Origin of the sequence: Mesorhizobium sophorae (assembly GCF_002270415.1) — a bacterium.
In the GTDB taxonomy this organism is placed as follows: Bacteria; Pseudomonadota; Alphaproteobacteria; order Rhizobiales; family Rhizobiaceae; genus Mesorhizobium; species Mesorhizobium sophorae.
The window spans coordinates 37844-62383 of the sequence record NZ_NNRI01000008.1 but is presented as its reverse complement, the minus strand read 5'-3'; the positions used below and the strand labels follow the sequence as shown (position 1 = coordinate 62383).

The 24540-nt window shown below is 62.9% G+C and carries 14 protein-coding genes; 6 read left to right on the top strand and 8 right to left on the bottom strand.

The genetic code is table 11. From position 1 onward, the window contains the following. Positions 1-6: 6 nt before the first annotated feature. The 7 genes from CGZ66_RS12520 to CGZ66_RS12490 form a co-directional block, all read right to left on the bottom strand. On the bottom strand, positions 7-822 hold the full coding sequence (locus tag CGZ66_RS12520) for a 3-methyl-2-oxobutanoate hydroxymethyltransferase (protein WP_095084465.1): 816 nt from the start codon (positions 820-822) through the stop codon (positions 7-9). A gap of 9 nt (positions 823-831) precedes the next feature. Beyond that, positions 832-1614, bottom strand: coding sequence for a hydroxypyruvate isomerase family protein (locus CGZ66_RS12515; RefSeq protein ID WP_095084464.1), 783 nt, complete (start codon positions 1612-1614; stop codon positions 832-834). 1 nt (position 1615) lies between these two features. Continuing rightward, positions 1616-1927 (bottom strand): MocE family 2Fe-2S type ferredoxin, encoded by a 312-nt coding sequence (locus tag CGZ66_RS12510; RefSeq protein ID WP_095084463.1) that lies wholly within the window; start codon positions 1925-1927, stop codon positions 1616-1618. 114 nt (positions 1928-2041) lie between these two features. After that, entirely contained in the window at positions 2042-2866 is an 825-nt protein-coding gene (locus CGZ66_RS12505) for an ATP-binding cassette domain-containing protein (RefSeq protein ID WP_095084462.1), read from the bottom strand. Beyond that, positions 2863-3813: an ABC transporter permease gene (locus tag CGZ66_RS12500; RefSeq protein ID WP_206073713.1), complete on the bottom strand. Its 951-nt coding sequence runs from the start codon at positions 3811-3813 to the stop codon at positions 2863-2865. Before CGZ66_RS12500 ends, CGZ66_RS12505 begins: the two co-directional genes overlap by 4 nt. Before the next feature lie 221 nt (positions 3814-4034). After that, on the bottom strand, positions 4035-5015 hold the full coding sequence (locus CGZ66_RS12495; protein WP_095084461.1) for a sugar ABC transporter substrate-binding protein: 981 nt from the start codon (positions 5013-5015) through the stop codon (positions 4035-4037). 100 nt (positions 5016-5115) lie between these two features. After that, on the bottom strand, positions 5116-6123 hold the full coding sequence (locus CGZ66_RS12490) for a sterol desaturase family protein (RefSeq protein ID WP_095084460.1): 1008 nt from the start codon (positions 6121-6123) through the stop codon (positions 5116-5118). A 274-nt stretch (positions 6124-6397) separates the two neighbouring features. Here CGZ66_RS12490 and CGZ66_RS12485 point away from each other — a divergent pair, with 274 nt between their 5' ends. The 5 genes from CGZ66_RS12485 (at position 6398) to CGZ66_RS12465 (ending at position 13378) form a co-directional block, all read left to right on the top strand. Continuing rightward, on the top strand, positions 6398-7435 hold the full coding sequence (locus tag CGZ66_RS12485; RefSeq protein WP_095084459.1) for a LacI family DNA-binding transcriptional regulator: 1038 nt from the start codon (positions 6398-6400) through the stop codon (positions 7433-7435). Positions 7436-7795: 360 nt separating this feature from the next. Then, positions 7796-9244: a TolC family protein gene (locus tag CGZ66_RS12480; RefSeq protein ID WP_095084458.1), complete on the top strand. Its 1449-nt coding sequence runs from the start codon at positions 7796-7798 to the stop codon at positions 9242-9244. A gap of 39 nt (positions 9245-9283) precedes the next feature. After that, on the top strand, positions 9284-11416 hold the full coding sequence (locus tag CGZ66_RS12475) for a type I secretion system permease/ATPase (protein ID WP_095084457.1): 2133 nt from the start codon (positions 9284-9286) through the stop codon (positions 11414-11416). 41 nt (positions 11417-11457) lie between these two features. Continuing rightward, positions 11458-12747, top strand: a complete 1290-nt coding sequence (locus CGZ66_RS12470; protein WP_095084456.1) for an HlyD family type I secretion periplasmic adaptor subunit — start codon at positions 11458-11460, stop codon at positions 12745-12747. After that, positions 12737-13378 (top strand): ribbon-helix-helix domain-containing protein, encoded by a 642-nt coding sequence (locus tag CGZ66_RS12465; protein WP_095084455.1) that lies wholly within the window; start codon positions 12737-12739, stop codon positions 13376-13378. Before CGZ66_RS12470 ends, CGZ66_RS12465 begins: the two co-directional genes overlap by 11 nt. Before the next feature lie 105 nt (positions 13379-13483). Here CGZ66_RS12465 and CGZ66_RS12460 read toward each other — a convergent pair whose 3' ends face one another. Continuing rightward, positions 13484-14428, bottom strand: coding sequence for a transglutaminase-like cysteine peptidase (locus CGZ66_RS12460; protein WP_095084454.1), 945 nt, complete (start codon positions 14426-14428; stop codon positions 13484-13486). 324 nt (positions 14429-14752) lie between these two features. On the opposite strand from CGZ66_RS12460, the gene CGZ66_RS12455 reads away from it, so the two are divergent. After that, on the top strand, positions 14753-24529 hold the full coding sequence (locus CGZ66_RS12455) for a DUF5801 repeats-in-toxin domain-containing protein (protein WP_095084453.1): 9777 nt from the start codon (positions 14753-14755) through the stop codon (positions 24527-24529). Positions 24530-24540 lie beyond the last annotated feature (11 nt).

The following is a 24540-nucleotide window of genomic DNA, read 5'->3' as shown; positions in this document are numbered from 1 at the left end:
GGCAAATCACTTAAGACCCAGGGCAATCTTGAAAGCAGAAAGCTCGTCGTCGGTGACGGGGACCACGTGCTGGGGCTCGGGGTAGGCGCCCGTCTGCACGTCGGATATGAACTCGCGATAGGCGGCGATGCGCTCACGCTGCAGCCGCTCATATTCGGCGGCGAAGTTGCGGTAGGTCTTGGCATGGCGCGGCCTGTGGCCGGCGGTGTGGCCGAGCACGTCCTCGCTGAAAAGATACTGCGCGTCGGCATGCGGCCCGGCGCCCATGCCAAGCATGATCATGGGCGTATTCCTCGTAATCAGGTCGGCAACCCGGTCGGGCACCACCTCCAGTTCGGCGCCGAAGCAGCCTATGGCCTCCAGGCACTTGACGTGATCCCACACCGCACGCGCACTCTCGGCCGTCCTGCCGACGGCCTTGAAGCCGCCGGTCCAGGTGCATTGCGAGGGGATCAGGCCGACATGGGCGACGACCGGCACGGCGTTGTCGCAGAGCGCCTTCTGGATATCGAGCGAGGCGGCGCAGTAGAAGCAGTCGCCGCCGATGCGCATGAACTGGTAGGCGGTTTTCAGATAATCCTCCGAGGTGACCAGATTGCCGGCGGGACCGTAGGGCAGCCCGACCTGCACGAAGCATCCGCCGGCCGCCTCGCGCATCTCGGGCGAGAAGAAGCGCCCCTCGATCGAAAGCATGTCTATGCCGGCCGCATTCGCTGCCGCCGCCTCTTCGAGAGAGGTGACGTAGAGCATGGAAATCTTTTGTCCGCGGCCCTTCATGGCGCGGATGTCGGCGACGGTGGGACGGCTGCTCTTGGTGACCATTCTTGTTCCTCAGACGGTGAAAGCTTCACGGAAGGCCTGCAGTGCAGGCTCGGGATCAGCCGAAGCAAACGCTTCCATGCCCACCGGCCCGCGGTAGCCCATGTCCTTCAGCGCGCGGGCGATGCCGCGATAGTTGATCTCGCCCGTGCCGGGCTCCATTCGGCCCGGCACGTCGGCCACCTGGACTTCGCCGATCCATGGCAGGCAGGCGCGGCACAGCGCGATCAAGTTCCCTTCGCCGATCTGTGCATGGTAGAGGTCGAGGTTGAGGCGCAGGCCCGGCCGGTTGACGCTCGATACCAGCGCAAGCGTGTCTTCGGCTCGTGCAAAAGGCACGCCGGGATGGTCGACCGGAAGGTTCAAATTCTCCAGCGTGAATGTCACGCCTTCAGCCTCGGCGAGATCCGCAATCCGGTTCAGCGTGTCGTGTGCCCTGAGCCACATGGCGCCAGTGACGGTCTCGCAGGGTGCGACCGGCAGGCCGCCGTCACCCAACCCGGTACCGTGCAGGTTGAGCCGGGCGACGCCGAGGCGTTTGCCGACCGCCGCCGTCTCTTTTGCCGTCTTCAGCAGTTCCGCGGCGCCCTCGCCATCGGAGAGACGGCCGCGCAGATAGCCGTTCATGATCGAGAAGGTCGCGCCGGATTTCTCGAGCATTGCGAGGTCGTGATCGGGCCAGTTCCAGAGGCCGACCTGGAAGCCCATTTCGGTCAGGCGCCGCACGCGCCATTCCATCGGCCGGTCGCGCCAGAGCATTTCGGCGCAAGCCGCAAGGGTGAAGGTATCGGACATGTCAGACCTCGATGTACACGCGGCCGTCCTCGACCTTGGTGTTGTAGATTTTAAGGTTCACGCAGACCGGTGCGCGCAGCGCTTCGCCGGTCCGGTAATCGAACACGCCGTTGTGCTTGGGGCATTCGATCCTGTATTCCATAACCAACCCGTCGCTCAGATGCACCTTCTCATGCGTGCACAGCCCGTCGGTGCAGAAGAACGCATCGTCCGGGCTGCGGTAGATGGCGAATGTCCGGCCCTCGTGATCGAAGCGGATAACGTCCTCTTCCTCGATTTCATCGGCCGCGCACGCATCAATCCACCTTGCCATTGTCGCCCTGCAGTCTGTTCTTGGGTTGGTCGAAAAGACAGCCGGCGGAACCACGCATTCCGCCGGCCGCACAGGAAGATGCCCGGGAGGAGGAGATGGGCGTCTTCACTGGGTTCATGCATGGCTTGCGCCATGCGGCGCATGCCTGTCGTTAGCCGCCGAGAAGCTCTCGATCTCGGCTTCGAGTTCAGCCATCTGCTCGCCGCCTGCCATCAGGTCGGTGATCGCTTCACGGCTTTTCTCGCCCTTGCGGAAGTCGGCGGCCTTGGCGCCCCTGATGAGGACGGCGAAGTGGTCGCCGACGGTCAGGGCATGAACGACATTGTGGGTGATGAAGATGACCGCGATGCCCTTGCGACGTGCCTGCAGGACGATGCGCAGGACGTGCGCCGCCTCCTTGACCCCAAGAGCCGCGGTCGGCTCGTCGAGGATCAGCACGCTGGCGCCGAAATGCACGGCGCGCGCGATCGCCAGCGCCTGCCGCTCACCACCGGACAGTCCACCGACCAGGCGATCGCCGTCGTCGATGCGGGTGATGCCGAGCTGGCGCATCTCGGTGACGGCGATCTCATTGGCCCGCTTGCGGTCGTAGATGGTGAGCGGTCCCCAGCGCCGTGTCGGCTCGGCGCCGACGAAGAAGGAACGGCCGATGCTCATCAGCGGGAACGTCCCGCCGAATTGGTGCACCGTCGCGATGCCGTGGTCGCTGGCGTCGCGCGGGCTGTCGAAGGCGACGGCCTTGCCGTCCATTTCCATCGTGCCCGATGTCGGTTTGTGGACGCCGGAGAGGATCTTGATCAGCGTCGACTTGCCGGCGCCATTGTCGCCGAGCAGGCACAGCACCTCGCCTCTGTTGACCTCCAGCGAAATGTCGTGGAGCACGTCGATTGGACCGAACGACTTGTTGATCCCGGTCAGCCTGAGCAGGGGCGGGGTCATGAGCGAACCCTCGATTTGGTGCGCGGCGCATAGGTCAGCGCCATGGTGCGGAAGGTGTTGTTCATCAGCACGGCCGCCAGCAACAGGACGCCGATGATCAGACTCGCCCAATTGGCGTCGAAGCCGGTGTAGAAAATGCCCTGGTTGACGATGGAGAAGGTCAGCGTGCCAAGCACGATGCCGACCACCGAACCATAGCCGCCGGTGAGCAGCACGCCGCCGATGACCACCGCGATGATCGAGTTGAAGATGAAGGACTGCCCCGCGGCCACCTGGGCGCTGTTGTAGAGGATCGCCTGCGACATGCCGACGAAGGCCGCGCACAGGCCGCTGCTCATGAACAGCGCGATGGTGACCCGGTCCGTCGGGATGCCTGCATTGCGGGCGCTGACCGCGTCACCGCCCATGGCCAGGATCCAGTTGCCGAAGCGCGAGAAGTTCAGGACGAACCCGACGACCAGGACGATGGCGATCCACCAGAACAGGGTCACCTGGAACTTGCCGCCGAGATAGTCGCCAAACACAAGCTTGGCGATCGGTCCGCTCTTCAGCGCGACACTGGTGCTGCCGGACAGGATGATTGAAAGACCGAGCGTCAGGCCGGCCAGCGCGAACAGCGTTGCCAGTGTGACGACGAAGGACGGCACTTTGGTGCGGATCACCAGAACCCCGTTGATGAAGCCGACGGCCAGCCCGAGGCCGAGCGCGGCGACGATGCCGACTATGATCGGCTGGTCGTAGTGGCCCGAGATGATGGCAATGGTCATCGAGCTGGCGGGGATCATCGAGCCGACAGAGAGATCGAGATGTCCGGCGATCATCAATAGTCCCACCGGGAGAGCGATGATGCCGAGTTCCGAGGCGACGTTGAGCCAGCTCGCGGCACCGCCGGCCGACATGAAGTTGGCGCCGCCGAAGATCGAGAAGAACACCAGCACGGCGATCATGCCGATCAGCGAGCCGACCTCCGGGCGCCGCACGAGCCTGCCGATCGAGGGTATCGAGGAATGCGGGGCGGGTAGCGCCGTCGCTACCACTGTGGGTTGGTCATGGGCTTGGGATGTCATCGAAGTGGTCCCTGGCTTGAACAATTAGGTGCCTTGCCCTCGGAGGGGCGCCGGCCGGCGATGTCCGACCCACGGCGGGGCCGGACACTCGGTTTGCGCAATCAGCGGGCGCCCGCCGCCGCACCACCCATCGTCGCGCCGACGTTGGCGGCATCGACGATCCCCGGTCCGGTCAGCACCGGCTTCGTCGGCAGGTCGAGCCCGTAGTTGACGAAGCCGTTGAGCAGCGACACCGCGAGATAGCCCTGCAGATAAGGCTGCTGGTCGATCGAGAACATCTGCGTGCCGTCCTTGATGCGCTCCAGGCCGGTTTCGTCCATGTCGAAGGAAGCGAGCTTGACCTTGTCGCCAAGATTGGCCTGGCTGATGGCGTTGGCCGCACTGTTGGCGTCGCCGGCGCTGATGGTGATGAGGCCGTCGAGGGTGTTGTCTTTCAGCACGGCAGCCTTGATCGCCTCGGCGACCGCGGTCGGGTTGCCGAAGCTGGATGAGGGCAGCGGCAGCTGGGTGGATTTGCCGCCGCTCTTGGCGATGGCGTCGGCGATGCCCTTGCAGCGGTCTTCCGTGTTTGTGGAGCCCGGCAAGGTGTTGACGCACAGCACGTTCTTGGCGCCATGGTTGCCGAAATAGGCGCCGCCACCAAGACCGGCAGCGTATTCTTCGTTGCCGACATAGTTCATGGCGCCGAGCCGCTTGGCTGCGTCCATGCCGCCGGAATTGTAGATGATGAGCGGCACGCCGGCGGCAACGACTTCCTTGAAGGCGTCATCCATGGCCTCGGGCACCCAGTCCGGACCGACGATGGCGCTCGGCTTCTGGCTGAGCGCCGTGCGGATCAGCTTGGCAGCGTCCGGGCCGAGATTGTCGTAGTTCTGCGGGCCGAGCCAGGTCACCGAGCCGCCGGTCAGTTCGGCGACCTTGCCGGCGTCGTCCGCACCCTTCTTGACCTTCGACCAGAACGGGTCGTCCGCCTTGCCGCCGATGACGAAGATCTTCGCCCCATCGGCCATCGCGGCTGTGGCACCTGTCGCCACCACAGCTGCCGTCATCGCCGCCGTCAAAAGCTTCGTGATATGGTTCATTTCATTTCCTCCCGGTTGCCGTCATCAGACGGATTGGAAAACTTCGTCCCGACGCTCCCCTCCCGGCGCGTCGCGTGATCAATGCTTCGCCCGGCGTCGGTCACGCCCTGGCATTCATGCGCTGCTTCTTTTTCTGGAACCGGGCGTCCATCATGGCGTCGCCCTCTCTGGTGCCGTCATGCAAGGTGCCGAACCATCTATCGAGCGGGATCAGCCCGTCGCCGCCGTAGTTCACCTCGAAATATTTATGGTGCAGGTAATGCGCGTAGGCGTGGCTCGATACGGCTGTGTCCTGCGTGAGTTCCAGCTTTTCGAAGCCGAGATGGCCGTTGACGGCACCAAAGCTGGCGACATGCAGCTGGAACAGTGCGACGATGGGGTTGGACGGGATCAGCAGATGCCAGAAGGCGACCGCGTGATAGAGGAACCCTTCCACCGGGTGCATCGACAGCGACGACCAGGGCGACGGGTTGATCGAATTGTGGTGGACGGAGTGGATCCAGCGATAGAGCGGACCCCAGTGGATCAGGCGGTGGATGAAGAAGAAATGCACCTCGTGAATGGCCGGTGCGACCAGCACCAGCGCGGCGAGGTAGACGGGGTGGTCCTGCCAGCCGACCCACGGCACGTAGCCCTTGGCAAAGCACCACAGGAAGATGACTTCGACCACCGTCCATAGCGGGATGGTGATGAAGAACGAGCGCAGGAAGTTGTCGAGGTTCTGGCTCTGGAACCAGAACACGTCGGAAGGCGCATCGGCGGGGAATTTGTGGTTGTATTTGAAGCGCGTCGCTTGAGCGCGCCTGACGTAATAGCGCAGCTCGAAAATGCCGTAGAAGACCAGGATCGCCGCGGCGTTGACGGCGTAGAGCCAGAGCGCCCAACCCCAGCTGAGCGTCTTCATCGTCTCGACGCTGGGGACGATATAGAACCAGTAAAGGAGCGCCGTGGCCATGTGGAAGGCGTTCCACGGCCAGATATAACCGGGCAGCCACGCCAGGATCTTCGGCAGCCTCGGTGGCCAATTCCACAACGGCACGGCCTCGATGCGCCCGTTCGGCTTCCAGTCGCCGCGCTTGTCGCGCACGCCGTATTTGAGATCGTCCATCCCGGATACTCCACCCGCAGTGCCTGGGATGGCTCGCACGCGCACGCTGCCTCACACCGCCGTCGGGCGGAGGGTCAGAACCTTGTCTGCGCTGTGCTGCTTCTATCCCTGGGCTGGCGGTGCTTGCGCCTTCTTTGCTTCTTCCCGAGATAAACATCTTGATCCAAAATGAATCAAGAATAGAATGTTTATTCCAAATGAATTGTATCATTCGTCTCAGGATTGCCTGAAGAATGATATCTTCGTATCAAATGCTATAGGCTGATGAGACGAAATGGATCAGAACAAGCGGCCGACCATCAAGGATGTTGCCGCCGAGGCCAATGTTTCGGTGGCCACCGTCAATCGGGTGCTGAGCGGCTCGGGCGCCGTCCGCCAGGGCACGCGCGAGCGTGTCATGCTGGCGGCGGAGCAGATCGGTTTCTACGGCATGGGCGCGCTGCGCAGCCGTATAGCGGCCGCCCGGCCGCGCTACCGGTTGAGTTTCCTGCTGCACCAGCCCGGCCGAGCCTTCTACCGCAACATGGCCGATGCACTGCGCCTTGCGGCCCAAACGATGCCCGACTGCGAAATAGAGTTGCGTACTGAGTTTCTCGACGATCTGTCGCCGCAGAATGTCGCCTCGCGGATGCTGGCACTGGGCGCCGAATGCGACGCCGTCGGCGTCGTCGCCGCGGTCCATCCTCTGGTCACCCAGGCGGTGGACGCGCTGCAGGCCCGCAACGTGCCGGTTTTTGCGCTGATCTCGCAGATCTCGGCGACCGGCCATATCAACTATATCGGCCTGGACAACTGGAAGGTCGGGCGCACCGCGGCCTGGGTGTTCGAGCATGTCTGCCGGGGGCCCGGCAGACTGGGCATCCTGGTCGGCAACCATCGCTACCGCTGCCAGGAGATGAACGAAAGCGGCTTCCGTTCCTATTTCCGCGAACATGCTCCTGGCTTCACGCTGCTGGAGCCGCTGCTGACCTTCGAATCCAGCGCCATCGCGCAGGAGATGACCGAAAAACTGCTGAACGAAAATCCGGATCTGTCTGGCCTGTATGTCGCCGGCGGCGGCATCACCGGTGCCATAGCGGCGCTACGGTCCACCAGGCGGGCCGGCAGCGTCGTGGTCGTCGGCTATGAACTGATGGACACGACCCGTGCCGCACTGCTCGACGGCACGCTGACCTTCGTCATTTCGCACCCGTTGGCGCGCATCGCACAAGAAGCGCTGGCCGGCATGGTCCGCTCCGTCTCGGCCCCGAACGAAGGCGGCAACTTCACGACGATCCTGCCCTTCGAGATCTACACCCGCGAGAACATCTAGTTCACGGCGCCGTCGCAATCCTTGATCCCCCGAAAAGATTGCTGCAACAGCGATCCGCCTTCGGTCTGGTCGCAAATAGCGGCTATCCCTGCTTGATTCTCCCCGCCTTGGTTAACCACCTTCGGTTTTTTGTCCTTTTCCCCACTTGGCAGCCTCAGGATACGATCGCAGGGGGCCTATGCTTATGTGCCATTTTTGCTACATTTAACAATCTTGTGGCCTGAATCATCGATTTAGCAGGAGCTAATTCAATAATTCCTCACACATTTCGTGAAACTGTGGATAGTTCTCGGAGGCAGGCCTTGGCTTGGCGTAGCGCTCTCGAATAAGGGTGCTGGGGGAAACTTTAGGGTGGGTTATATGAATAAGACAAGCATCTCGGCCGTCGGCAAGCGCCTTGGTCTTTTGATGGCGGCTACAATGCTGACCTGCGCGAGTGCTCATGCGCTCACGCTCAAGGAGGCGATGGCTGTCGCGGTGGAATCCAATCCCGAGATTGGACAAGCAATCGAAAACCGCGAAGCAATCGAGTTCGAGTTGCGACAGGCCAAGGGCCTTTATCTTCCCAGTGTCGATGTCGAGGCATCGGCTGGAGTTCGTCGCCTCGACGATTCGTCCCGGCGCGCACTGTCGATAGAGGACGATTCGCTCTATCCGGCGGAAGCGGATCTGGTGGTCACACAGAAGCTGTTTGACAGCGGCGCGCGGCGGGCGGAATTGAACCGCCAGGCATCGCGGGTCGACGGAGCGTCCTTTCGGGTGCTGGAACGCTCGGAATTCATCGGGCTGTCGGTCGTCCAAGACTACCTTGAATATATGCTGCAGGCTTCGATCGTCGCCGAAGCCAAGAAGAACCTCGGTTTCCATCAGGCGATACTCGGCGACATCCGGCAAGGCATCTCGGGCGGGGCGCTGAACGAGGCCGACCGGCAGCAGGCCGAAGAGCGTCTGTTCGCAGCCCAGGCACGCATGCAGGAGGCGAGCGAAGAACTGGAAGCCTCCAGGATCCGGTTCTTCAAGACCGTCGGCAAACCGCTGGTCAATGCTTCGCGGCCCGGTGATGTCGCCGCCGCACTGCCGAGGTCACTTGACGATGCGCTGGGCCTGGCACGACAGAACAATCCACGCGTTCACATGGCCACCAGCGATATCGCCGCTGCTGCTTCCATGGTGGATGCGGCCCGGGCGAAATACGGCCCCGAAGTCCTGGCCGAAGGCCGTGCCAGGGGAGGGTATGACATTGACGGCGACAATGGCGACGCCAGTGATCTCCAGGCGCGTCTGGTGCTGCGTTGGAACCTCTATCGAGGCGGCATAGACAAGGCCAATGAACAGGAGCAGATCCGCCGTGCCAGCGAACAGCGGCTTGCCTATCACCAGGTCTTGCGTGAGATCGAGGAGGCTGTCCGCACATCATGGGATCGCCGTTTCCGGCAAGCCGACCTGGCAAAGACGCTCAGGCTGCAAGCCGCTTCCAGTGAAAAGCTGGTTTCGTCCTACCGCGAGCAATTCAAGGTAGGGCAACGGTCGCTGCTCGACGTGCTCGATGCGCAGAATACCCGGTTCAACACGGCAACGCTGGCGGACACAGCATCCTATGCATCGCTGTTCGCCCAATACCGACTTCTGGCCGCGACAGGTCAATTGCTGAAAACGATGGGTCTTCAGCCGGCAAAGCAAGCGACGGCCTATGCACGATCCGAGTTCAACGCACCAGAAACCGCGGACACTGAAACCTATGCGCGGACGCCATCGGAGCAGAAAAACGACCTGCCTTTCGATATCCTTGCGCCAGTGAGGAAGAAGTAGGACGGTGCAAGGTCCAGCGAGGGTCCTTACGGGCATATCGTGAACCAGCAACCCAACATCCTCTCCCCCAAGGAGGCATTCAAAGCCTGCTTTTCAGCGGTTGCCGGCTATCTCGGCCGGCCGAGCGCTGAGACAGTGCTGTTTGCCGGGGTGCCGATTTCAGAGACGAGAATTGAGATAGAGGATATTCGGCACCTTGCCGAGCGCATCGGCCTCGAGGTCAAGGATGTCAGTCATCGCGATTTCCTGCGCGGGCGCGTCGATCTGCCCGCCATCCTGTTTCGCGCCAGCCAGTTGCCTGTCGCCCTGCTCGCGGAGATCGAGGCGGGCGAATACCTGACCGCGCCCCAGGAGAACGGCCGCACCACGATCAGCAGATCCGATCTGGCTGCCAGCTATATCAGCGGCGGCGCGTCCTTCTCGATCACCTATGCCAATGCCACCGAGGCGATGAAGGTTGGCTCGGCACAGAAGATCGAAAGGCGCCATTGGCTGACGGGGACGATGGGCGCCTTCTGGCGCACCTATTCGAAAGTCGTCCTTGCAGCGATATTCATCAATGTTCTGGCCATCGCCTCACCCATCTTCACGATGAACGTCTACGACAGGATCCTGCCGAACAAGGCAATATCCACACTGTGGGTCCTGGCCATCGGCATCGGCGCCGTCATCCTGTTCGATCTGCTTTTGAAGACGGCCAGGGCTTCCCTCATCGACTATGCCGGGCGCAAGGCGGATCTTCGGATATCGTATCTTCTGTTCGAAAAAGTGCTGAACTCGTCACTGTCGGCGCGTCCCGACTCGACCGGAGAATACGCAAACCGGGTCACGCAATATGAGTTCGTCAGAGAGTTCTTCACCTCGAACACCATCAGCGTGTTCATCGACACGGCATTCGTCTTCGTCTTTCTTCTCGTCATCTATGCGATAGGCGGCTGGCTGGTGATCATACCGGCGCTGGCCTTTGTGATGTCCGTCATCGTCGGCTTGATTACCCAGCGCCGCATAGGCAAGCGCGTCGCCGCCTCGATGAACGAAGCTTCGCAACGCCAGGCCCTGCTGGTCGAATCCATCTCGACGCTGGAGACGATCAAGTCGCTGCGCGCCGAGGCGTATCTGCTGCGAAAATGGGGAGAGCACTCCAAGAACGCCGCCAACACGTCCGAGAAGATCAAGCAGCTGTCGGCGGCCGCAGGCAACATAACCCAGTCGATACAACAGCTGGTGACCGTCGCTCTTGTGGTGGCCGGCGCTTACGCCTTCTCGGAAGGGCATGTTTCGACAGGAGCAATCATAGGAACGGTCATGCTGGCGAGCAGGGCGGTGGCTCCGCTCGGCCAGATCGCCATCACGCTGTCACGGTTTCGCCAAGCCATGCTCTCGTTGAGGATGGTGAACTCCATCATGGAGCAACCGGAGGACCGGCCGGACACGGTGGGTTTCGTCAATCGACCCATTCGCAACGGGGCGATGGCGTTCAGGAATGTCGGGTTTGTCTATCCCGGCGCGGAAAACGAGGTTTTGACCGGTCTGAATTTCACGGTGAAGCCGGGAGAACGCATCGGCATCATCGGTCGCATAGGATCGGGAAAGACGACGATGGGTCGTCTGGTCGGCAGGCTGTTCCTGCCAACCTCGGGTGAGCTGCTGCTGGATGGGATCGATATTCGCCAGTATCACCCGTCAGAAGTTCGGGCCGCTGTCGGCATCGTTGCGCAGGCTGGCGATCTGTTCTCGGGCACCATCAAGGAAAATCTCCTGATGGCTTGCCCGGAGGCTACCGATGAGCAGATCATCGACGCGGCAAAGGCGGCTGGCGTCGACGATTTCGTCTCACGCCATCCGCGTGGCTACGACATGAATGTCGGCGAGCGTGGCACCAATCTTTCAGGCGGCCAGAGGCAGACAGTGGCGATCGCACGCCTGCTGCTGACCAAGCCGAAAATCGTCTTTCTGGATGAACCATCGGGCTCGATGGATCTCGCATCTGAACGCCAGTTGATAAAGCAGCTCAAGGTCGCCTTTGACCGCGACACCACGCTGATCGTGTCCACACATCGCTTCAGCATGCTTGAACTGGCCGATCGCCTGATCGTTATCGAGCAGGGCAAGATCGTTGCTGACGGACCGAAGGACCAGGTTATACAGGCGTTGCAGAAAACAAGCGCCTGATCGAACAAATTGAATGCATCCAATGCGTTGGGGCGTAGGAAATGCTTGCCAGGGAAGATCGGCCGCCGCTCTTTGCGTCGGCGTCCATATTCATCATAGGAGCGCTTTTCGTTGTATTTGTCGCCTGGGCAGCCTTTGCCGAAGTCGATGAGATCGCGCGGGGAGACGGCAAGGTGATACCCGCTTCCAAGACCCAGATCATTCAGGCGAGTGAAGCCGGTGTCGTCCAGGAAATCGCAGTGACGATTGGCCAGGTCGTGAAGAAGAATGATCTCATCATCCGCCTCGACAACACGCTCAACACGTCCAGCCTTGGCGAGCAGCAGGCCAAGGCGCGAGCCCTGCAGGCGCGCATTGCGCGGCTCCAGTTCGAGCAGAGCGGCAATCTCGAAGGCGCATTTCCCTGTCCGCCCGAGATCCAGAAGGCAGCGCCGGAAATCTGCGAAAACGAGCAGAAGCTGCTGGTTGCGCGTCGCGAAAACTTCGAAGTCAAGCTGTCGGTTCTCAAGTCGCGCCTCGATCAGCGCCAGAATGAATTGGACGAAGCCTCTGCCAATCTAGATCGTCTCACCAAGAATCTGGCCGTTAGCGACCAGGAAAAGGAGCTGGTCGATTCCATGGTCAAAAAGGGGCTGATGGCGAGGACCGAGCAGATCCGCGTCGAGCGCGAGCATACCGAACTGCAAGGGCAGTTGAACCTCGCCGGTGAAACCATCAAGAAAACCAAGGGGGCTATCACGGAAGCCCAGCTTCAGGTCGACGAGCTAGGTCTGCAGTTGCAGCAGGAAGCCCTGAGCGACCTGACGGAGGCGCTGGCCGATCTCTCGGTGGTGGATGAGACCATACGTGGCGCCACCGACAAGGTCGCGCGCACGGATATCCGGTCTCCGGTGGATGGGATTGTCAACACGCTGGAGCTGAACACGGTCGGCGCCTTCGTCCAGCCTGGCGCGGTCGTGGCCGGCATCGTCCCGACCTCCGAGACCCTTCTGGTCGAGGCCCGGGTTTCACCGCGAGATGTTGCCTTCATCCGGCCGGACCAGGACGCGCTTATCAAAGTCACCGCCTACGATTTCTCGATCTTCGGGGGCATCGAGGGTAAGGTCTCCAATATCACAGCCGACAGCCTGGTCGACCAGAAGACAGGCGAACCCTATTACCAAGTGCGCGTGTCGACGGACAAATCGACGCTCGAAAGAGACGGCAAGGCCTATTCGATCATCCCGGGCATGATCTGTTCCGTCGACATCAAGACAGGGCGCAAGACGATCCTGAACTACCTCTTGAAGCCGATCAACAAGGCACGTCAGGAGGCGATGAGTGAGCGGTAGCGCCAGCTCTCCTCTTCCCGATCGCGAGCGGCTGCTGCATCCTGTCACGGCTGAGGATTTTGGGCTGGAATTTCGGGTTGTGGCACGCGGCGGCGTACGACGCGGCATCCGTTTGGAGCGGGCTTTCTGGGTCACGCTGAAGCAGATGGCCGAAAGCAGGAAGTGCACGATCGGGATGCTCATCGATGAGATCGCCGACAGTCAGGCACAAACAGGTAACCTGACATCTGCGATCAGGGTGGCCTGCATGCGTGGATTGGGGGAAGAAAACCTGACCTTGCGAAGGCTTGCGTCGATCAACACCATCAACGCCATAGTGGTCGCCTGCCCGTCGCCGGCCTTTGCCTTGGCATCGTCGAAGAAGATCCTGACGTTCAACGCGCCGTTCCAGCAACTGGTCAAGCGTCAATTGCCGATAGCTCCAAACGACGATGCGCGCCATGACCTCAAGCTGGCGCTGGACCTCAATGTAGCCGACATTTTCGCGCGGCTCGACGCCAATGGCCAAGCGCCGGTGGCTACGGGCTTTGTCATCGGCGCCGGTGAACGTCGATACCGGGGTCAATTGAATGTTGTGCGAGCCCCGGTGGTCGAGCCGGAATTGCTGATGGCGTTCGTCTTCGGCGGCTGAGGCGCGTCACGTTGACCCGATTCAGCCGATGCGCTCACGCTCTGGTTTTCATGCAAAACATTGTCCCAAAATCACTTTTGGCGACATGTGATCTTGCCGGAAAATCTATCGCTGAACGCCTTCGCCCGGCGCAACGGTCGCGAAGCCGCCTTTGATCTCAGCCATCTGGGCTGCGCCCGGTTTCGAGCCGTGGATCCAGGCCCGGTCCGTGCTGAACGAATAGAGCGGAACGTAGTCGGGAAGATCGCTGTCGCGCACGACGGTGTTGCTGAGGCTGTCGAGAATGAAGGTGCCGCTGCCAGTGCTCACCGACAGCACCGCGTGAAAGAAGCCTCGCTTGCGGTCCTGGAGAACAACGAGCGCCATGCTTTGCGTTGGAATGCCGGCCCTAAGCAGAGCCGTCATCTTGAGGATGGCAAAATCCTCGCAGTCGCCGGCTCGCCGTTCGAGAATTTCCGATGGCTTTGCCCAATAGTCGAGTTTGCCGTAGACAACGCTGTCTTTCCGGTAGGCGATCAGGCGATTTACGCTGCTGTTGACGAAGGATAGCTTCTCGCTGAACCCCTTGCCCTGGGCGGCGGAGACCATGCTGGCAAAAGCCGCACTCTTGCGCTCGCAGGCGCTGCCTGCCGAGCAGCTGATGATTGCCTGGTAGACGGGCGCCCAACGAGCCGACACCGGAAAATTGCGCATGGACAAGGCGACCGATCCGAATACACCGGGAATAATCGATGCCGTCTGCACCGGATCTATCCCGGGATCAGCTCGCGCCGTCGACGAACCATCCCCGCGATCAGCAAATGCCGGGCCGTAGCTGCCAAAAACCATGCTGATCCGGTAGGGAGCCACAGGCTGCCAGGGCTGCGGCCTCGCCAGCGAAACACCGCCGAGGCAGGGCGGCGTCAGGACCCTTTCCAGAGGCGTGCCGGTAGCGGCAGCCTCCCCGGAAACGGCACTTGCGAATGAAGGTCCTGCCAGGCCGACAAGGCCGATTGCCAGCAGGAGCACCTTGAGCCCGGTTTTTCCCAGGACTGATTTTTCTTTTTTCATAGCGCCCACCTTTGACTGTGGACGCTACCAATCTTGTCTCAAATTATTGGAAAGGAAGGTGGATAACTTTACGGCAAGTGGCTTTGTCTATTTTATCTAAAATTTTATTCGATTTTATACTCCTATTTACCAAGAGACCGCGGCGAACCTCCACCGAGCGCGCTACGCAGAAGCCGACATATATCAGGTTATATGTTCGAGGTTTACCAACGTGCAAAAAATGCTGGGGCAAGCATAGCGGAGTATATGAAATAGATTGCGGGGTTGTTGCAAAGCAGAAGTGGCCAATGTCTCTTGCCGGGAAATGTCGGAGGGGTTTCAGCAATGATCACCAATAATGAGTTGGACAGTTCTTCGGGTTCCTTGAACGAGCATTCCGCGTCCAGCGAACACAATGGTCAGGCATCGCCGGGAGAGATCCTGGTCGCACAAGCAACTTCGACCCAGCAGCCCGCGCCGGCAGCGGCTGAACCGGTGCCGGTCGATGTTGGTGGCGGAGCACCTGTCAAGCCGGATGCGCCGGCGACAGCGAACGCACCCGCAGCGACGGCACCCCATGAATATGTGGCTGACGCCAGCAACATCGTGAAACTTCCGTCCAACGTTTCCATCGACAACATCAAGGTCGACGGCCACAACCTTGTGCTCGAGCAGGCCGACGGCTCGGTGATCGTGATCAAGGATGGCGCCTTGAACGTGCCGACCTTCGTCATTGGCGACGTCGAGGTGCCGCGCGTTGCGTTGCTGGCCGCGCTCGAGGCAAGCCATGTCGACGTTGCCTTCGGCGCCGACGGTTCCATGTCGGCCGGCGCGGGCGGTTCGCCACCCAGTGCAGGCGGGAATTTCGAAATCCCCCCCGGCGGCATCGGTGACGGGTTCGGCCTTTCGGCCCTGTTGCCCCCGACAGACTTGCAGTTCGGGTTGCTGGACCGGCGCGAGCTGACGATTGGCGTTGCGGAAAAGGAAGACTCCACCCCCTCGATCGATCTCATAGGCTCGGCAACAGTCAACGAGGCCGGCCTGCCGGCGCGTGGCGGCGAGCCTGCGGGCTCGGACGCGTCCGCGTCCTCGGAGACGACCTCGGGCAACATCGGCTTCACCTCGCCGGACGGTGTGTCGGTGGTCTCGCTCGGCGGCCATGTGTTGAGCGCGGTGGATCAAACCTTCACCGATGCGACGGGCTCGCTGACGGCGAGCTATGTCTTCGATGCGGCGACCGGCATCGGCACCATCCACTACACCTACACGCTTCTCGACAACACCGCTGGCAACGCCACCAATGTGAGCTTCCCGGTCGCGGTGACGGATGCAAATGGCAATCCGGCCCCGGCCGGCAATCTGGTCATCAATATCATCGATGACGCACCGACGGCAGTTGCCGACACCGACGCGGTGGCGGCGGGTTCGCACGCGCCGATTGGCGGCAATGTGATCAGCGGCGCCGGCAGCGACGGCAATGCTGCAGGCGCCGACACCAAGGGCGCCGATGACGCGAAGGTTGCGGGCGTTGCCGCCGGCGCGACCAATGCCGATCTGGACAGCGGCATCACGCTGAACACGCCGATCCATGGCGCCTATGGCACGCTGACGCTGCAGGCGGACGGCTCCTACACCTATGTGCGCGATGCCGGCACGCCTGGCGGCGTCCACGACGTGTTCACCTATACGATCAAGGACGGTGACGGAGACCTGTCGCACACGACGTTGACGATCTCGATCGGCAATTCGACACCGACGATCAGCGACCTGACGCCGGCGGCCGGTGGCGGCGACGTCGTCGTCAACGAAAATGACCTGCTGGCCAACCGTGGATCCGGTGAGTCGGACGGCTCCGACAGTTCCAAGGAAAGCACCACGCAAGGCGGCGCCTTCGCCATTTCCTCGCCCGACGGCATCGCCTCGCTGGCGATCGACGGCCACAACTTCATCACCAATGGCGTGTTCACGGCGGGCTCGTTCACGACGGCGCTGGGCAACACGCTGACGGTGACGGCCTACGACGCCGCGACCGGTCAGGTGAGCTACACCTACACGCTCCTCGACAATGAGGCGCATCCGGCCGTCCAGGGCACCAACAGCCTGTTCGAGAATTTCACCGTCACGCTCACCGACCAGGACGCGCAGAGCGTCAACGGCACGCTGTCGGTCAACATCGTCGACGATGTGCCGACGGCCACGACCGAGGCTTCGCAGAATGTTCTTGAAGGTGCGACCATCACCGGCACGCTGGACTTCGTCGCCGGCGCCGACGGCGCCACGGTGACGCATATTGGCGCCACCGCCCTGGTCTTCGGCGGCGACGGCTACTCGCAGGCGATCGACATCGGTGACGGCTTTATCAAGGTCAAGGCCGACGGCAGCTATTCATTCACTGCCAACAGTCCGGTCATCGGGGCCGGTGCGGCCTCGGCGACCTATACCGTGACGGACGGCGATGGCGACAAGGCGACTGCCGGCATCAGCTTTGCGGTGACCGACGCCAACCATCCGACGACCGGTACGGCGGCGGCCACGGTCGATGATGACGGGCTTGCCGGCGGCAATGCGGCAAGCACGGCGGGCGACATCGACGCCAATGCCGGTGAGGTTCCGCTCAGCGCCAGCGAAGCAACCTACAACGGCACGCTGGGCGGCAGCGTCGGCGGCGACGGCGCCGGTTCCAACGGCTTCTCGTTCGCGACGCTGGACGGCACCAACGGGACGGTCGGCCAGGAGAACGTCACCTACAGCTGGAACGCCGCCAGCGACACGCTGACGGCAACGGGTCCACGCGGCGACCTGTTCACGGTGCATGTGACCGATCCGGCCACCGGCGCCTACACGGTGACGCTGCTCGACAACGTGCTTCAGGCACAGGGTCCTAACGACGAGAACAACGCGACGGTCAACCTCGGCTATGTGATCACCGACGCCGATGGCTCGACGGCACCGGGCACGCTGACCATAACCTTCAACGATGATGCTCCGACGGTCGCGCTGGCCGATGTGAAGCTGCCGTCGCTGAGCGTCGACGAGACGGATCTGACGACCAACGACACGCAGAGCTTCGCCAGCGCCTTCACGTCCAATCATGGCGCCGATGGCGCCGGCACGATCACCTACGCGCTGGGCTTCAATGCCGGTGCGACCGGGCTGGTCGACACGGCGAGCGGCCAGGCGGTGGTGCTGAGCCTCGAGGCTGGCCAGGTGGTCGGGCGTGCGGGCGTCGGCGGCGTGATCGTGTTCACGGTCAGCACCGATGCGTCTGGCAATGTGACGCTCGACCAGCAGCGGGCGGTCGTCCATCCGACGACGGATCCGAACGAGCCGGTCAGCCTGAACGCCGACAATCTGGTGACGCTGACGGCGACGGTGACGGATGCGGATGGCGATCATCAGTCGGCGACGCTGAATATCGGCAACAACCTGACCTTCCTGGATGACGGCCCGTCGATCACGAGCGCGGTTGTCGGCAGCTCGGTGACGCTTGACGAGACCAACAACGGTCCGACGACGGACGGGGTGCTGACCCCGGCGCTGATGACGGCAACGAGTGCCGCGGCGATCGTGACGGTGACGTCGAACTATGGCGCCGACGGCGCCGGGACGACCACCTATGCCTTGTCGGTGACGCAGGCGAACTCCGGGCTGGCAACGGCACAGGGCGATCATGCGATCACGCTGGTGCAGGTCGGCAACACGATCGAGGGCCAGTACAACGACGGCGCGACGCACACGGCGTTCACGGTGTCGATCGGCTCGGACGGCAAGCTGACGGTGGTGCAGAACGTCGCGCTGGAGCACCTGGTCGATGGTTCGACGGCGGCGGCCTACAACGACGCACTGACGCTGGCCGGCAAGATCGGCGTGACGGCGACGGTGACGGATGCGGATGGCGATACGGCAAGCACCGGCGTGATCAACGTCGGCGGCGCGGTGACCTTCCTCGACGACGGCCCGTCGATCACGAGCGCGGTAGTCGGCAGCTCGGTGACGCTTGACGAGACCAACAACGGTGCGACGACGGACGGGGTGCTGACCCCGGCGCTGATGACGGCCACGAGTGCTGCGGCGATCGTGACGGTGACGTCGAACTATGGCGCCGACGGCGCCGGGACGACCACCTATGCCTTGTCGGTGACGCAGGCGAACTCCGGGCTGGCAACGGCGCAGGGCGATCATGCGATCACGCTGGTGCAGGTCGGCAACACGATCGAGGGCCAGTACAACGACGGCGCGACGCACACGGCGTTCACGGTGTCGATCGGCTCGGACGGCAAGCTGACGGTGGTGCAGAACGTCGCGCTGGAGCACCTGGTCGATGGTTCGACGGCGGCGGCCTACAACGACGCACTGACGCTGGCCGGCAAGATCGGCGTGACGGCGACGGTGACGGATGCGGATGGCGATACGGCGAGCACCGGCGTGATCAACGTCGGCGGCGCGGTGACCTTCCTCGACGACGGCCCGTCGATCACGAGCGCGGTAGTCGGCAGCTCGGTGACGCTTGACGAGACCAACAACGGTCCGACGACGGACGGGGTGCTGAACCCGGCGCTGATGACGGCCACGAGTGCTGCGGCGATCGTGACGGTGACGTCGAACTATGGCGCCGACGGCGCCGGGACGACCACCTATGCCTTGTCGGTGACGCAGGCGAACTCCGGGCTGGCAACGGCACAGGGCGATCATGCGATCACGCTGGTGCAGGTCGGCAACACGATCGAGGGCCAGTACAACGACGGCGCGACGCACACGGCGTTCACGGTGTCGATCGGCTCGGACGGCAAGCTGACGGTGGTGCAGAACGTCGCGCTGGAGCACCTGGTCGATGGTTCGACGGCGGCGGCCTACAACGACGCACTGACGCTGGCCGGCAAGATCGGCGTGACGGCGACGGTGACGGATGCGGATGGCGATACGGCGAGCACCGGCGTGATCAACGTCGGCGGCGCGGTGACCTTCCTCGACGACGGCCCGTCGATCACGAGCGCGGTAGTCGGCAGCTCGGTGACGCTTGACGAGACCAACAACGGTGCGACGACGGACGGGGTGCTGAACCCGGCGCTGATGACGGCCACGAGTGCTGCGGCGATCGTGACGGTGACGTCGAACTATGGCGCCGACGGCGCCGGGACGACCACCTATGCCTTGTCGGTGACGCAGGCGAACTCCGGGCTGGCAACGGCGCAGGGCGATCATGCGATCACGCTGGTGCAGGTCGGCAACACGATCGAGGGCCAGTACAACGACGGCGCGACGCACACGGCGTTCACGGTGTCGATCGGCTCGGACGGCAAGCTGACGGTGGTGCAGAACGTCGCGCTGGAGCACCTGGTCGATGGTTCGACGGCGGCGGCCTACAACGACGCACTGACGCTGGCCGGCAAGATCGGCGTGACGGCGACGGTGACGGATGCGGACGGCGATACGGCGAGCACCGGCGTGATCAACGTCGGCGGCGCGGTGACCTTCCTCGACGACGGCCCGTCGATCACGAGCGCGGTAGTCGGCAGCTCGGTGACGCTTGACGAGACCAACAACGGTGCGACGACGGACGGGGTGCTGACCCCGGCGCTGATGACGGCAACGAGTGCTGCGGCGATCGTGACGGTGACGTCGAACTATGGCGCCGACGGCGCCGGGACGACCACCTATGCCTTGTCGGTGACGCAGGCGAACTCCGGGCTGGCAACGGCACAGGGCGATCATGCGATCACGCTGGTGCAGGTCGGCAACACGATCGAGGGCCAGTACAACGACGGCGCGACGCACACGGCGTTCACGGTGTCGATCGGCTCGGACGGCAAGCTGACGGTGGTGCAGAACGTCGCGCTGGAGCACCTGGTCGATGGTTCGACGGCGGCGGCCTACAACGACGCACTGACGCTGGCCGGCAAGATCGGCGTGACGGCGACGGTGACGGATGCGGATGGCGATACGGCGAGCACCGGCGTGATCAACGTCGGCGGCGCGGTGACCTTCCTCGACGACGGCCCGTCGATCACGAGCGCGGTAGTCGGCAGCTCGGTGACGCTTGACGAGACCAACAACGGTGCGACGACGGACGGGGTGCTGAACCCGGCGCTGATGACGGCCACGAGTGCTGCGGCGATCGTGACGGTGACGTCGAACTATGGCGCCGACGGCGCCGGGACGACCACCTATGCCTTGTCGGTGACGCAGGCGAACTCCGGGCTGGCAACGGCGCAGGGCGATCATGCGATCACGCTGGTGCAGGTCGGCAACACGATCGAGGGCCAGTACAACGACGGCGCGACGCACACGGCGTTCACGGTGTCGATCGGCTCGGACGGCAAGCTGACGGTGGTGCAGAACGTCGCGCTGGAGCACCTGGTCGATGGTTCGACGGCGGCGGCCTACAACGACGCACTGACGCTGGCCGGCAAGATCGGCGTGACGGCGACGGTGACGGATGCGGATGGCGATACGGCGAGCACCGGCGTGATCAACGTCGGCGGCGCGGTGACCTTCCTCGACGACGGCCCGTCGATCACGAGCGCGGTAGTCGGCAGCTCGGTGACGCTTGACGAGACCAACAACGGTGCGACGACGGACGGGGTGCTGAACCCGGCGCTGATGACGGCAACGAGTGCCGCGGCGATCGTGACGGTGACGTCGAACTATGGCGCCGACGGCGCCGGGACGACCACCTATGCCTTGTCGGTGACGCAGGCGAACTCCGGGCTGGCAACGGCGCAGGGCGATCATGCGATCACGCTGGTGCAGGTCGGCAACACGATCGAGGGCCAGTACAACGACGGCGCGACGCACACGGCGTTCACGGTGTCGATCGGCTCGGACGGCAAGCTGACGGTGGTGCAGAACGTCGCGCTGGAGCACCTGGTCGATGGTTCGACGGCGGCGGCCTACAACGACGCACTGACGCTGGCCGGCAAGATCGGCGTGACGGCGACGGTGACGGATGCGGATGGCGATACGGCGAGCACCGGCGTGATCAACGTCGGCGGCGCGGTGACCTTCCTCGACGACGGCCCGTCGATCACGAGCGCGGTAGTCGGCAGCTCGGTGACGCTTGACGAGACCAACAACGGTCCGACGACGGACGGGGTGCTGAACCCGGCGCTGATGACGGCCACGAGTGCTGCGGCGATCGTGACGGTGACGTCGAACTATGGCGCCGACGGCGCCGGGACGACCACCTATGCCTTGTCGGTGACGCAGGCGAACTCCGGGCTGGCAACGGCACAGGGCGATCATGCGATCACGCTGGTGCAGGTCGGCAACACGATCGAGGGCCAGTACAACGACGGCGCGACGCACACGGCGTTCACGGTGTCGATCGGCTCGGACGGCAAGCTGACGGTGGTGCAGAACGTCGCGCTGGAGCACCTGGTCGATGGTTCGACGGCGGCGGCCTACAACGACGCACTGACGCTGGCCGGCAAGATCGGCGTGACGGCGACGGTGACGGATGCGGATGGCGATACGGCGAGCACCGGCGTGATCAACGTCGGCGGCGCGGTGACCTTCCTCGACGACGGCCCGTCGATCACGAGCGCGGTAGTCGGCAGCTCGGTGACGCTTGACGAGACCAACAACGGTGCGACGACGGACGGGGTGCTGAACCCGGCGCTGATGACGGCCACGAGTGCTGCGGCGATCGTGACGGTGACGTCGAACTATGGCGCCGACGGCGCCGGGACGACCACCTATGCCTTGTCGGTGACGCAGGCGAACTCCGGGCTGGCAACGGCGCAGGGCGATCATGCGATCACGCTGGTGCAGGTCGGCAACACGATCGAGGGCCAGTACAACGACGGCGCGACGCACACGGCGTTCACGGTGTCGATCGGCTCGGACGGCAAGCTGACGGTGGTGCAGAACGTCGCGCTGGAGCACCTGGTCGATGGTTCGACGGCGGCGGCCTACAACGACGCACTGACGCTGGCCGGCAAGATCGGCGTGACGGCGACGGTGACGGATGCGGACGGCGATACGGCAAGCACCGGCGTGATCAACGTCGGCGGCGCGGTGACCTTCCTGGATGACGGCCCGTCGATCACCATCACCGGCGTAGCGCCGGCGCTAAATGTCGACGAGAGCTATCTGACCGCGGCGACCAACGGCATTGCCGGTTCGGGCGTCGGCCCGGCAGGATCGGCCACGGACACGCAGAATTTTGCCGGTGTGTTCACGGCTGTGCAGGGCGCCGACGGTGCCACCACCAGCTATGGCCTGAGCATCTCGGCTCCGGGCGTGACCACCAACCTGATCGACAGTGCCACCAACACCGCGGTGGTGCTGACCCAAAGCGGCAACACCGTGTCCGGCTATGTATCCGGGCACAGCGGTGATGTGGCCTACCTGGTGTTCACGCTGAGCACCGACGCAGTGACCGGTGCGGTCACGCTGACACAGGATCGTGCGGTACACCAGAACACTGTCGACAACCCGACCGACAGTTCGGAAGGCATCAACCTGACCTCCGGTCTGGTAACGCTGACGGCAACGGTGACGGACAGCGACGGTGACACGGCCTCGCAGTCGATCGACCTCGGTTCCAAGGCCTCCTTCCATGACGACGGGCCCTCGCTAGGCTCCTTTGCCTCAGGCACGATCCCGAACGAGGTGGGATCTGTCGCTGGCTTGTTCTCGCTGGTGCCGGGCGCCGACGGGATCGACCATTTCAACATCACGGGACCGGCGATCGCGGGCATTGTCTACAGCACAACGATCGCTGCGGATGGCGCTACGACCCTCCACGCGAATGCCGGTGCAACCGAGGTGTTTGATCTCACGGTAAGGCCGGATGGAACGTACCAGTTCGACCTCCTCAAGCCCGATGCCGGCACCACAATAACCTATTCGCTACAGAACCTTCCTGCTGGCGGGCCGAACTGGCGCGAAACCACCGATGGCCATATTGAGTTTTCAAGCCCAGGCGGGATCAACTCCAACAACAACGGATTTGGCGTCTCAAACACCTTCGTAGGCGGGAATGAAAGCTTCACAATGGAGTTCCACACTTCCGGAACTGGCGTTGGCGTGGATAATCCGGCCAGCACCAGTGCCGAGTTGAACGACTCCGTGAGTTTGGTGGTCAATTCGCTGAACGGTGCAGGGGGAACCTTCCACTGGGTTGCGACCAACACGCTCACCAACGTATCCACGTCCGGTGACATATCCATCACGGCAACCGGAACATTCGTGATTGATCCGTCTATCAGCTTCAACCAATTGCAGGTCAGCGCGGTCAACGTTTCAGGGCAAGGCGCTCAGTTCTCGAACATCTCCCTCACGCATAACGTTTTGCCTCAAGATCAGAACTTGGCCTTTACAGTCTCCGCGGCCGACAAGGATGGCGATACCACTGGCACGCAGTCGCTCGCCATTCACGTGGTTGCGGGAGATGGGTCCAACAACTTCGCCCTTACCGGGACAGCCGGTAACGACGTGATCGCTGGAAGCACGCACACCGACACGATCTCTGGCGGGGCGGGAACCGACATCGTCGACTACACCGGCAGCCTGGCCGCGATTTCGATCCATCTGGCCGATGACGGACATGCAGCCGGGGCACCGGTGACATTCACCAACCCGGGACTTGGCACCATCGGCGGCGGCGACGCCACCGGCGATACCCTTACCGGCATCGAGGGCCTGATCGGTGGTTCCGGCGATGACTACCTGTTCGGAAACCTGGCAGCCAATTATCTTTCGGGCGGCGGTGGCAACGACACCCTCAATGGTGGCGCTGGCAACGACACGCTGATCGGCGGCGCGGGCAACGACGTCCTGATCGGCGGTGCAGGCCAGGATACAATGACCGGCGGCGCCGGAGCCGACACGTTCAAGCTCGACGGTCTGGACATCAAGGATCTCATCACCGACTACAATGGCGGTCAGGGCGACAAGATCGACCTTACGGCCCTGTTCGACTCGACTCCCGCGAATGTCGGCAACTTCGTGAACTACGACGCGGGCACGGGCACGCTCAGTGTCGACACCAGCGGTTCGGGAAATCCGGCCAATTTTGTCGAAGTGGCCCAGCTGACAAACCACCCCGTCGCCAGCACGATCACGCTGCTCTACGACGACGGCGTAACCCAGCACACGACGACGGCAAACCAGGTTTAACGGCATGGCGC